Genomic DNA, 11,734 nt, shown 5'->3' with positions numbered 1-11,734 from the left:
TCGCTCTCGTCATCCCCGCTCTGCGCGAACTCCACTACGTCACCCATTATGACGATCCGCAGTGATCGGCGGCGACGCGCGGACCAACGGCTGACCTACCATAGACGCATCACCGGATTTCGGGAAAGGTGCCTTGGTGCAACGCTTACACTCGACCTCGACAATCCCAACCACGGCCTGCTGCTGCCGATCCTGATCTACTGCGTCGACAAAAAGGGGAGGCCCGTGCCGAGACCGCGCACTTCATCGAGCACGAGGCCCGGAGCGATCGGCGCCGGCGCGCCGACCAACGAGCGACTTAACCATCAAGACGATTTTTCAGGAGAGGTGCCTTGGCGCATCGCTCTTACACTCGTGCAGCCGCCAACGCCGTCGATTGCCGCCAGTGTGACCGCGGTCCCGCAATGCCCCGAGGACGCCTTCGTCATCGAAGCTTCGACCTCCACTCCATAACCCTGTGTCCAAAGCCGCAGCGCCTCGACCGCCTCCTGCACGCTCATTCCATAATCGATCAGGTTCGACACCGCTGCATCGCGAGGGGAAGATGTGATCATACCGCCCGGCACGATGTAGCAGGCGCCGAACAAGTAATTGATCGTCTGGGTGCTGGCGACGACGTTACCGAACCCGTCCTCCACCGTCATGCGGGTCGTATGGACGCCTCACCGAAGTTTTCATGACGCCTCCTTCCTTAATCGCCTGCGTACGACCGCCAACTTGATCCGCAATTGGAAGCGCACGCTGCAGGACGGGGAGAGCTTCCTGTTTCCTAAGCGGGGCGGAGGATGCATGGCGCGTTTGGACGCCACCCAGCGACTTGAACTTGCGGTCTCGGTCGCCGTGGGACAAACAAGGCAGCACATCAGCGGCTGCGCCAGATGCTCGGCTCGGCGGGCAGATGGAACGAGGATATAGGCGTTCGAGGAGATGGCCTTCACGCTACACCGCGAAGGCCAGCGTCGTAGAGGCATCAGCCCTCCTGTTTGTCGTAGTGCGTAACGTGCCCGCGCAGGATGCCTTCGGCGTTCGTGTACAAGAACATCATTTTTAGAACTTTCCCGTCAGCCGAGATCGTGCGGGTTCCAACTCCCATGACCTTACCCGCCATTTTGGTCGTAGTCACGATTGTGTTGGCGTCGACCTGCTCACTGGACATCTCGTCCATCAAAGAGTTACCTACATGGGGGTAGTACTTTCCGTCCGGCTTACCGGTCATCGTCTCGAGGAACGGTGTTCCGTCGGACTTGATTGCACTGACCGTGCAGGTAATGCCCTCTGGCCCCTCCGTATACGTTCGGGTAGCAGACTTGAAACTCAATGGCGACGGCCCGTTGATGATCTTTGACTTTGCCAGTTTGAGTTCCCAGGTGCCGATGACCGGATCTATTGCTTTCATGGTGCCTCCGCTGCTTGCTTTCATGGGCCTCCGCGCCTTAGAACCTGACTCGAAACTTGGTTACGCACGAGGCGGGGTTGCCAGGCGGCGAAGCATGAGGCGGATTGAGGCGATGAAGATCCAGGCCTCGGCGCTGGCGATGGTCGCCTCGAAGTCCTTGGCGAGCCGGCGACAACGTCCCAGTCAGGCGAAAGTTCGCTCGACGACCATCGCCGCGGGAGCACCTCAAGGCCTTTGGCCTCGTCGGAGCGCTTGATGATTTCGATGGTCCACGTGCCGAGATCGGCTAGAGCCTGCGTCAGTTTTTCTGGGCATAACCGCCGTCGGCGAACAGATGGCGCAACCAGGGGTAAAGCTGTAGAATGGGGGCGATGACGCCGATTGCCCCATCCCTGTCCTGGATGTCGCCGGTATGCACAGTCAGCCCGACCAGGAGCCCCTCGGTGTCGGTGATGATATGGCGCTTGCGGCCTTTGATCTTCTTGCCGGCGTCGTAACCACGCAAACCGGCAACGTCCGTGCCCTTTTCCGATTGGCTGTCCGATGCCGGCGCTCGGGCTCGCCTCGCGAGGGCGAGGCGTGCTGCTGCCACCAGGTTGAAGTTGATGGCCCTCCACAGCCATTGTCTCGCCAGGCGTAGAAATGTCGAAACCGGCGGGTAGCGATCCGGCAATGCCCACCACTGGCAGTCCGTCCAGGCGATATAGAGCAGCGCGTCCACGACTGTCCGCCGCTGGTTCGTCCGCGGTCGTCCTGTCGCCTTCGCTCCAGGCATGAACGGCTCGATCAACGCCCATTCCCTGTCCGTCAAGGTCGAGTCCCGCCGAGTGGTGTAGCTCGACGGTAGCGGCGGAGTCATCGATGTTTCGCCGGTAAGGTCGGGTTGCTGAGCCAACCTGATTTAAAGGGAACGATCGATGACCGACGACATGGTGAACCTGCGCGCGCTCGTGGAGAAGTCCCCTGACCCCGATCTCCTGCGCGAGATGATCGGCTTTGCCGCCGAGCGGATGATGGAGTTGGAGGTGGGGGCTGTGGTCGGGGCCGGCCAGGGCGAGAAGAATCTGCTCCGGACGGCCCAGCGCAACGGCTATGGCGACCGCGATTGGGAGACGCGGGCCGGCACGCTCGATCTGCGCATTCCGAAGCTGAGGCGGGGTTCCTATTTCCCGAGCTTCCTGGAGCCGCGGCACATGGCCGAGAAGGCGCTCACCGCGGTGATCCAGGAGGCCTACGTGCAGGGCATCTCGACGCGCTCGGTCGACGACATGGTCAAGGCGATGGGCGCGAGCGGCGTCTTCCGGAACCAGGTGAGCCGGCTGTGCGATGAGATCGATGGCAAAGTGAGGGCCGTTTTCGACCGGCCGATCGAGGGTGACTGGCCGTGTCTGTGGATCGACGCCACCTACCTGAAGGTGCGCCGCGGCGGCCGCATCGTTTCGGTCGCCGTCATCATCGCCGTCAGCGTCAACAGCGACGGCCGGCGCGAGGTGCTGGGCATGGAGGTCGGCGCCTCGAAAGCCGAGCCGATCTGGACGGAATTCCTGCGCAAGCTGACCCGCCGCGGCCTGCGCGACGTCAAGTTGGTTGTCTCCGACGCGCACGAAGGCCTCATGGCGGCGGTCGCCAAGGTGCTCAACGACCCCGGGGCGGTTTTGCAGAACGAGTTCCGCATCCTTATCGCTTTCGACCGCCATGAACACCACGATGTGCGGCACGACCCTCTTCAGCGCGATCTCGGCGTGGCAGCCGGTGATGATGTCAGCATCCACCAGCCGCTTCAGCCGCTCCCAGCAGGGCGCAGCGGAGAGATTGACGCTCTTCGCCAGCTCCGCCTTGGACACGCAGCCTTCCTTGCTCAGGATCGCCAGGATTTTGAGCTGGCGGTCGTCGAGCTTGAGCATGGACCGCTCATGCCGCAATCGTCGTGCCTACACCAGCCTTCGCAGCGGCAGCGACGGCATAGGTGGCGATCGCCGTGTCCTGCGCGCCGGTGCCGGTTAGGTCGCAGACGGTGACCTGATCGTCGCGCGTGCGGCCCGGCTTCGCGCCGGTGACGATCTCGCCAAGTTCCGGCGGCGTGCCAGCCTTCCAGACACCTGCTGCGATGGCGCTGCGCAGCTCGCCGAGGATTTCGGTCTGGCTGACCCGGTCGGCGACATAGAGATCGGCGGCGGCAAGTGCGGCCGGCTCGATCTCGTTCTTATTGGCCTGATCCGAACCCATAGAGGTGATGTGCAGGCCCGGATGTAGCCAGTCGGCCTTCAGCACCGGCTCCTCGGACGGGGTGGTGGTGATGACGAGCTGGCTTTTGGCGACCAGCTTTGCCGGATCGTGCTCGGGACGGGCGTCGATGCCGAGCTCGGCCGCGAGATCGAGCGCACATTTGGCCGCCTTGTCTTGGTCACGGCCCCAAACGAGGACCTTCTTGAAAGGCCGCACCAGCGAGGCGGCGATGATCTGCAGCCTGGCCTGGACACCGGTGCCGATAACGCCTGCGGTCTCGACATTCGCCCGTGCGAGATGGCGCGCGGCAACGGCTCCGGCGGCGGCGGTGCGCACGTCGGTCAAATAGCCATTGTCGATCAGCAGCGCTTCCACCAGCCCGGTCTTCGCAGAAAACAGGATCATCAACCCGTTGAGGCTCGGAAGCCCCAATTTCGGATTGTCGAAGAAGCCGGTGCTCACCTTGATGGCGAAACCGTCGAAGCCCGGAATATAAGCCGTCTTGACGTCCACCTCGCCGTTCGCCTCGGGGATCGCCATCGACAGTATCGGCGGCATCACCACCTTGCCGGAGGCGAGCGCTGCAAAACCCTTCTCGACCGTATCGATTGCGGCGAGGTCAAGGCGGACGATCTCACGCAGATTCGTTTCGGTCAGGATCTTGATCTCACGTGGCATAAGCGTGGCCTTCCAGTTCCAAATCGCCCAGAGAGACGCCGCGACCGTTGATGATGTCGGTGAAGACGCGCATGTCGACATTGCGGCCCGTAATGATGGTCACGATCGGCCCCTCCGTCGGCGGCAGCTTGCCGGCCATCAGCGCGGCGATGCCGACAACGCTCGCCGCGCCCTCGGCCACCATGCGCTCCTCGTAATAGACCGCCTGCATGGCGTCATAGATCTCGTCCTCCGTGACCAGCACATAGTCGTCGAGCAGGTCGCGGCAAATCGAGAAGGAGAGCCGGTTCTTCAGTCCGATGCCGCCGCCGAGCGAATCCGCCAGGCTGGCGACCTCTTCGACTTCGACCGGCCTGCCGGCACGCGCCGATTCATACATGGCGGCGCCACGGTCCATGGTGATGCCGATCACCTTGATGCCCGGCCTGATCGCCTTGGCGGCCACCGCCACGCCCGCCGCCAGTCCGCCGCCCGATAGGGGAACGAGGATCGCGGCCAGATCAGGTCGATCCTGCAGAAGCTCCAACCCGATGGTGCCCTGTCCGGCAATGACATGAGGATGGTCAAAGGGCGAAATCTCGACCAGCCCTTCCTCTTGTACAAGCCGCTGGCTTTCGGCCAGCGCATCGTCCTGGCTTGTGCCGCAGATGCGAACTTTCGCGCCAAGCGCGCGAATGCTATCGACCTTGGCCTGAGGCACCAGCGAGGACATGCAGATCACCGCTCTCAGGCCCCGGGCGCGCGCGGCAAAGGCAACACCGCGGCCGTGATTGCCGGTGGAACAGCAAGTAACACCCGCGGCACCCTCGGGCAGGTTGATGAGGGCGTTCACGGCGCCGCGCAGCTTGAACGCGCCGATCGGCTGAGTGGTTTCCAGCTTGAGTAGGAAATCCTGCCCGGCGCACTGCGTCAGGAATGGCGAGGGTACCAAAGGCATGCGCGCCGCGACACCGGAAATGATGCGGCTGGCGGCCATAATGTCGGCCAATGTCAGGTCTGGCATGGCGCGTCAGCCCGCCTCCAGGACAGCGCTGAGGAACTGGCGGGTCCGCTGTTCGTCGGGGTCGTGAATATCGTGTCCGGTGTTGACTGCACTGACTGTGCAGGTAATGCCCTCTGGTCCCTGCGTATACGTTCGCGTTGCAGACTTGAAACTCAATGGCGTCGGCCCGTTGATGATCTTTGATCTGGCCAGATTGAGTTCCCAGGTGCTGACGACCGGATCTATTGCTTTCATGGTGCCTCCGCTGCCAAATGTCCAAAGCGTTAGATATTCACCCCTCCCAGGCCAGATCTCAGTGCAAATCAACAGCACGGCGCGCCTGGTTGTTCAAGCGCGCCGCACACACGCAAAGCTTGGAAGGTTAGTAACCCAGGTCGAGGTTAACCTCGCGACTAAGAGGTTTTCCTGCCGCAAACTCCACCAAATTCTCAGTGCCCCGCTCAATAGTTCGTTCCAGAACGTCATCAGCATCGTGAGATTGGTCGTTGGAGCCGATCACATTCGGAAGCTTTTGGAGCTGCAGACGTGGCACGCCAGCTGCCGGAAAGTTCTTCCCAAACTCATACCAAGGCCAGACATCTGCTGCGAAGCCGCGCAAACGACCGGACGTAAGTGCATCATAGAGAGGTTGCTCTTGAACGTGGGTTCCACGGGCGATGTTGATCAGGAAGGCAGATGGCTTCATAGCCGCTATTTCATCCTTCCCAAAAAATCTATACGTTTCAACTGTATTCGGGACGGCCAGAACTACATAATCACATTTCCCAAGGACCGAATGTAACTCGTCCATTCCGTGCATTGAGTCTACGTATTCTGCTGGCCGCTCTTTAGTGCGACGCACTCCAATAACCCGCATGCCGAATCCCTTCGCGCACTTGGCGATGTGACCTCCGATGTTTCCCACACCAATCACACCAATAGTACGCCCATGTAGCATGGCCGATCGATGCTCGTCTGCCCATAGAGGAAAAAGCAAATGGTTTTCTTGCGCTGCTTGATGCTTCAAAAGCGTCTTCTTCGCGAGGGCAAGGACGAACATCATCGCCTGCTCTGCAACCGCGATCGCATTTGCGCCGCGAATATTGGCAAGTTTAATACCGTGTTGCTTCGCGTACGCCAGCACGCCCGCTCGGCGAAGGCTGTCAACTCCGCTGTGTAGCCAAGAAATCATCTTAAGTTTCTCGGCAATTTCTGGTATCCCGTCCGGAAGTGTCCATCCGATGAACGCGTCTGCGTCGACGGCGTGGCGCTTGATATCTGCATATGTGCACTCAAAGCGGGAGAAGTACTCTCCTTCTGGAGTTACGATTTCTGTATCACCCGGCATTGCCCTTTTTATGTAATTAATCTCTTCGTCTGTCGCGTGCCACAGGCATAGAACTTTCATCTCTCATTCACCTTTCTTGTTTTTCCAGATATGCCAATCTTTTTTAGCAACCTTCGTAACTCGGCGGTATATCGCGAACACGGGGGAATTCCGTGCTGGATCTTTTGTGCCGCTTAGCCGCCTGTATACGACGTTCCAGCAAGCGCCCTGGACTGACGTTAAAGCTCAAAGATCTTTCGGGGCGCAGTGGTTAGGACTTCGACACCGGAGTCGGTAACACGGAACGTCTCGCTGATGACGTACCCGAAATCCTCCTCGATCCAGTTGCCCAGCATCAGGTGGAACGTCATGTTTGGCTTCAGCTCCGTCATGTCGCCATCCCTGAGGCTCGCCGTCGGCTCGATCCAGCCGATTCCGTGCGCGTAACCGCAGCGCGACTCCTTGCTGAGGCCTTCCTTTTCGATGGTACGATAGAATGCATTGGCCACATCACTGCAGGTCCTTCCCGGTCGAATCGCCTCAAGAGCAGCCTCAAGACCAGCGACTTGGATCTCATGAACACGACGCAGGCGATCCGACGGTGTACCGATTGAATACGTGCGCATGAGCCCGGCACAATAGCCATGACGCGAACCGCCCAGTTCAAGGTTGACCTGTGATCCAACTCGAAAAGTATCTTCACTCCAAAAAATATGGGATGTTCCTGTACGCGGTGAGGAACATAAGCTTATTCCATGCAGCTTGGTTCCGGGCTTGCCGTTTGCACCGCGAACCAAGGTTCCTACGATTTCCGCGACCGCGTCGGCTTCACGCACGCCAGGGCGGATGACGTCGGCGGCGCGCAGAATTGCCGCGTCCGAGATTGCAGCCGCTTCCCGCATGACGGCTATCTCGAGATCAGACTTGATGAGCCGGATCCAGGTGACCACCTTGGTACAATCCACAATCCTGGCATTGAATAGGCGTCTGCTGAACTTTTGCGCCGCCCCTCCCAAAAGGCTGTTCAGTTCGATCCCTATGCCGCGGTTCGCAAGGCCAATACCTTCCAAGTAATCGACTACAACGTCGTAGCCATCCTTTTCAGCATTGCCAATGAGAGCTTCGGGGTAGGCGATGACCTTATCGCGTTCCATAAAGCACTGATGAATCGCTGCCGGCGCATCCGAGCGGCGCAGGATGAACGTCGGCTCCTCTTCGTGTGCCAAAAGCACAAGCCCCTGCGGGACGTAGCCTGAGTCTGCGGTGTACCCCGTAAGATAGGTGATATTATTTTGATCGGTCACGATAAGCGCATCGATGTCGCGCCGTGCCATGTCCGACTTCACCGCGGCAAGCCGGCGCAGATATTCGCTTCTAGGAAATGCCTGCGGCCCTCGGCTGATTTTCATGAGTTCAACTCCATCGAGTAATCTGGGACCAGATATGTTTGAGGCGGCAGAATGCGCATCGGTGACTTCTTTACCAACCCGACGACCTGACCTCTGACATTCAACAACGCCCTTCAGATGATGACCCGATCATCATCCGGCAGAGGTCGGTGATGTCGTAAACTGGCAACTTCGTGACACGCCGGATCGCCGGCGCGACCCGCGGAAATGCCGTGCATTCGAACAGGATCGCCGCGATTTCCGGATGCGCTGCGCGGAGTCGCGCGACGCAGGCGGCGACATCTGTCTCTATATCGGCGACGTCGGTCGGTTTTGGCGGGCGCTGCATCTCGTTCCGCCACAACTTGCCGCCTTCGATACCGCCTATCACGATCCTTGCCCGCTCGGCCGGATCGTCGACCCCAAGCAGATCTTCGCCGCAATAAGTTGAGTCGGCGGTGACGACGGCGAGCTTGGCGGCTGGCGGCAGCTGCCGGAGCAACATCGGCACCAGGAGCAGGCTTGACATCGCCACGGGGACATTTACCGCCGCAGCCACCGCCGCCTGATGCCGGATAAAGAAGCCGCAGTTCGAAGTTATTGCGAAGGCGCCTCGCGCCACCAGGCGCCGGGCCGCCGCGATGCAAGCCGGCTCGAGCGCTGGATCTCCGCGAAAGAGATTTTCCACCCAAGCTCCCGCCACGGTTTCCAAGAGGACCGGAACGCCGAGCGTTGCCGGATTCCGCAATGCGCCGCGCGGCGGCGCTGGCGGCGTGGCGCCGGGCGGTAGCCCCAATTCCAGATTCAGTATTCCAAGAGCCGGTGGGATTTTCGATGCCATTTTCTTAACCTGTTCGCATGATGTAGCGGTGCTGGAGTTAGTTGCAGATCTGCTGTAAGCGTTCATCGCGCTTTCCCCCCTTGTAAGTTCCCTTGACCGAAATCGGCCAAGATGTCTCCCGTACTCGAACCTCAATCTCGCAGGTCCAACTTCATGCGGCCAGCGTCGTCTCAACCAGATTCACCCAATACCCGATGCCAAAAGGCAGGGCTTCGTCGTTGAAATCATATGCCGGATGGTGCACGGAAGCGGTCGGACCATTGCCAACGAGAATGTAAGCGCCCGGCCGTGCTTCAAGCATGTAGGCGAAGTCCTCGGCTCCCATGCCCGGCTTTATCTTGTCGTCCACAAAGGCTTGCCCCACGAGGCCGCGTGCCGCCTTGATGGCTAGGCTGGTCCCCTCAGCGTGGTTGACCATGGCAGGTTCGAGCCGCCGATGCCTGAATTCGATTTCCGCACCAAACGCGCGCGCGATACCTTCGGCACATGCCTTAATCTGTCGTTCGGCGAAGTCCCGCAGGCCGGGCGCGAAAGTCCTGACGGTGCCGGCCATTTCAGCGTGTTCTGGAATGATGTTGTAGGCGGTGCCGGCGTTCAATTTGGTGACGGAGATCACGAGGGACTCGAGCGGGTCCGTACCGCGCGACACCAAACTCTGCAGGCCGACAAGGATTTGGGCGGCAATGACAACGGGATCGATGGACCGATGCGGGTAGGCCGCATGGCTGCCCCTGCCTTTTACAACAATGTCGAACTCGTCAACCGCGGCTCCGGCCGGGCCATTGCAAATGCCGAATTTGCCGACCTCCATGCCCGGTTTGTTATGCATGCCAAAAACCTGGGAAATGCCAAAGCGCTCCATGATCCCCTCCTGGACCATCCTTTGGCCGCCCTGTCCATCTTCTTCCGCGGGCTGAAAGATCAAGGCAACGGAGCCCTTGAAGTTCCGGGTAGACGCCAGGTATTTCGCAGCGCCCAGCAACATGGCCGTGTGACCGTCGTGGCCGCATCCATGCATTTTGCCTGCTATTTTCGACGACCAGGGCTTGTTTGACGCCTCATCGATCGGCAGGGCATCCATGTCCGCCCTCAGCCCGATGGTCGGCCCGTCTCCGCCTTCGCCCTGTATCAATGCGACGATACCTGTTTCAGCTATCCCCGTTTCGATGTGATTGATACCGAAGGAAGCCAGTTTCTCGGTCACGAACCGCGCTGTGTTGTGGAGCTGATACCCGAGCTCGGGATTCTGGTGCAGGTAGCGACGCCACTCGTTGGCTTCGCTCTGGATATCTCGGAAATCCTCAATGCTGTGCATCTGTTGTTCCCAACTGCAAATATTATGGCGACTTCGCGCCTTAGCTAGCTAGAGAAAGAGCGCCCGGCACAAATACGCCGGCCGGGCTCTCAGGGCTGCCGGACCAGCCGGCAGCCCTGCTCCTGAGAGGATGGCTACTTCTGAATCCAGGTATTCCAGCGGTCGATCAGCATTTGCTGGTTGGGGACGACCCACTTGGGGTCCGGAATCACCATTTCGGACAACTGATCGGGGGACGGCATGAAGGCGCGCGCTTCCGCGCCCATGTACTTTAACGCGTCCTTGCTCGGCGGCACGCAGGACAACGCCTCGCAAATCTTTGCCTGAACTTCAGGCGAATCCAGGTAGAATTTCAGCAGTTCAAGCGCTTCCGCCTTGTGGGGCGCGCCTTTCACAACTGCGAAGCGATCGGAAAACAAGAGCGCGCCGTCAAAGGACCAACCGATGGGTTGCCCTTCATTTTTCAGCGCCGTGACGCGGGTCATATACAACATACCGGCATCATATTGCCCATTGCGGAAACCTTGAACCATCTGGTCACCGCTTGTATACCACTGCGTGACTTGGGGGCGCAGCTCATCGAGCTTCTTGAAGGCGCGGTCCACGTCCATCGGATAGAGCTTGTCCTTGGGCACGCCATCGGCCAAAAGAGCCGCCGTCAACTGCCCATAAGCTGATGCGTTCGCCTCGAAGCCGCGGGCACCGGGAAAATCCGTGGTGTCCCAGAACTCCTTCCAGGTGGTCGGCCCCCCTTTGGGGAAGTGCTCCTTGTTGTACGCAACCACTGTCGCGCCACTGACGAACAAAACACTTGCCGCCTTGCATGAGCCAGGCAGCAGATCCGGGCGATCCTTGAATTGCATGCAGAAATCTGAAAGGTCGTCTGCCCTCTTCGTCAAGTGATCTGGCGCCTCGCCGCCTGCGTCGTCTTCGGTGAAGATGTCCCACGTAACGTTGCCGGATTTGACCATGGCCTGTACCTTGGCCCGCCCTTCTGAGTTGTCGCTGGTCGGAACCGCGACAACCTTGATGCCGGTGGCCTTTTCGAAGGGGTCGAACCAGAATTCGCGCATAGCCTTTCCATAGGACCCGGCGGAGCCAGATATGACGACTTGGCGATCCTGCGCCGTCGCGGGGACCGCAGACGATGCCAGCGACAATGCCGCGAGCCCATAAAGGCCAATCATGAGTTTGCTTTTCATTTTCGTTCCTCCTCAGGGGGTTTTCGAGGATCTTTGACGCACGGTGAGATTGCATATTCATGCCCGCGCACGCGCGCCACTTCAGCTCCCGACGCTTTCAATCTATCGTATAAAAAGTTCTCGGCATTTGCAGTCAGTTATGGCGGAGCCGATATTATTATTCGGGGGTGCTCAGAGCGCCTCCAGTGATCGCGCGTCGCTGTTGCTTGCGCAGGCATCGGGCCTTCTGAGTAAGCGTTGCACCAAGGCACCTTTCCCGAAATCCGGTGATGCGTCTATGGTAGGTCAGCCGTTGGTCCGCGCGTCGCCGCCGATCACTGCGGATCGTCATAATGGGTGACGTAGTGGAGTTCGCGCAGAGCGGGGATGACGAGAGCGA

General features: G+C 59.8%; 10 protein-coding genes and 3 pseudogenes. 1 reads left to right on the top strand and 12 read right to left on the bottom strand.

All coding sequences use genetic code 11. The features are described 5' to 3' along the window. Positions 1-305: 305 nt before the first annotated feature. The 3 genes and pseudogenes from AC04SI_RS32500 to AC04SI_RS32490 form a co-directional block, all read right to left on the bottom strand. Positions 306-644: a hypothetical protein gene (locus AC04SI_RS32500; RefSeq protein WP_488475666.1), complete on the bottom strand. Its 339-nt coding sequence runs from the start codon at positions 642-644 to the stop codon at positions 306-308. A 326-nt stretch (positions 645-970) separates the two neighbouring features. Further along, entirely contained in the window at positions 971-1,420 is a 450-nt protein-coding gene (locus AC04SI_RS32495) for a hypothetical protein (RefSeq protein ID WP_488475665.1), read from the bottom strand. 36 nt (positions 1,421-1,456) lie between these two features. Next, a pseudogene (locus AC04SI_RS32490) lies at positions 1,457-2,255 on the bottom strand (IS5 family transposase). Between the two features lie 58 nt (positions 2,256-2,313). Between AC04SI_RS32490 and AC04SI_RS32485 the strand changes: the two are divergent. Continuing rightward, positions 2,314-3,036: pseudogene (locus tag AC04SI_RS32485) on the top strand (IS256 family transposase); the annotation flags it as partial. A 171-nt stretch (positions 3,037-3,207) separates the two neighbouring features. Here AC04SI_RS32485 and AC04SI_RS32480 read toward each other — a convergent pair. The 9 genes and pseudogenes from AC04SI_RS32480 to AC04SI_RS32440 all read right to left on the bottom strand — a co-directional run. Then, a pseudogene (locus tag AC04SI_RS32480) lies at positions 3,208-3,300 on the bottom strand (winged helix-turn-helix transcriptional regulator); the annotation flags it as partial. Positions 3,301-3,307: 7 nt separating this feature from the next. Then, positions 3,308-4,300 carry a cyclodeaminase gene (locus tag AC04SI_RS32475; protein ID WP_488475664.1) on the bottom strand — a complete coding sequence of 331 codons (993 nt, stop codon included), beginning with the start codon at positions 4,298-4,300 and terminating at the stop codon, positions 3,308-3,310. Continuing rightward, positions 4,290-5,303: a hydroxyectoine utilization dehydratase EutB gene (gene eutB / locus AC04SI_RS32470; protein WP_488475663.1), complete on the bottom strand. Its 1,014-nt coding sequence runs from the start codon at positions 5,301-5,303 to the stop codon at positions 4,290-4,292. The genes AC04SI_RS32475 and eutB overlap by 11 nt, the downstream gene beginning before the upstream one ends. 6 nt (positions 5,304-5,309) lie before the next feature. Beyond that, the gene (locus AC04SI_RS32465) at positions 5,310-5,537 is read right to left on the bottom strand and encodes a hypothetical protein (protein WP_488475662.1); all 228 of its coding nucleotides are present in this window, start codon (positions 5,535-5,537) and stop codon (positions 5,310-5,312) included. 127 nt (positions 5,538-5,664) lie between these two features. Then, positions 5,665-6,690, bottom strand: a complete 1,026-nt coding sequence (locus AC04SI_RS32460; RefSeq protein WP_488475661.1) for an NAD(P)-dependent oxidoreductase — start codon at positions 6,688-6,690, stop codon at positions 5,665-5,667. 158 nt (positions 6,691-6,848) lie between these two features. Then, positions 6,849-8,018, bottom strand: a complete 1,170-nt coding sequence (locus tag AC04SI_RS32455; protein ID WP_488475660.1) for a M24 family metallopeptidase — start codon at positions 8,016-8,018, stop codon at positions 6,849-6,851. 100 nt (positions 8,019-8,118) lie between these two features. Beyond that, positions 8,119-8,904 carry an aspartate/glutamate racemase family protein gene (locus AC04SI_RS32450; protein WP_488475659.1) on the bottom strand — a complete coding sequence of 262 codons (786 nt, stop codon included), beginning with the start codon at positions 8,902-8,904 and terminating at the stop codon, positions 8,119-8,121. Between the two features lie 85 nt (positions 8,905-8,989). Next, a complete protein-coding gene (locus tag AC04SI_RS32445; RefSeq protein WP_488475658.1) occupies positions 8,990-10,153 on the bottom strand; it encodes a M20 aminoacylase family protein in 1,164 nt (387 codons plus the stop codon). Positions 10,154-10,287: 134 nt separating this feature from the next. Next, on the bottom strand, positions 10,288-11,355 hold the full coding sequence (locus AC04SI_RS32440) for an ABC transporter substrate-binding protein (RefSeq protein ID WP_488475657.1): 1,068 nt from the start codon (positions 11,353-11,355) through the stop codon (positions 10,288-10,290). Positions 11,356-11,734 lie beyond the last annotated feature (379 nt).

The organism is Mesorhizobium sp. CNPSo 4689 (assembly GCF_057784325.1).
Note: the sequence above shows the minus strand (reverse complement) of the source record. Positions and strands in the feature narration are given on the sequence as shown.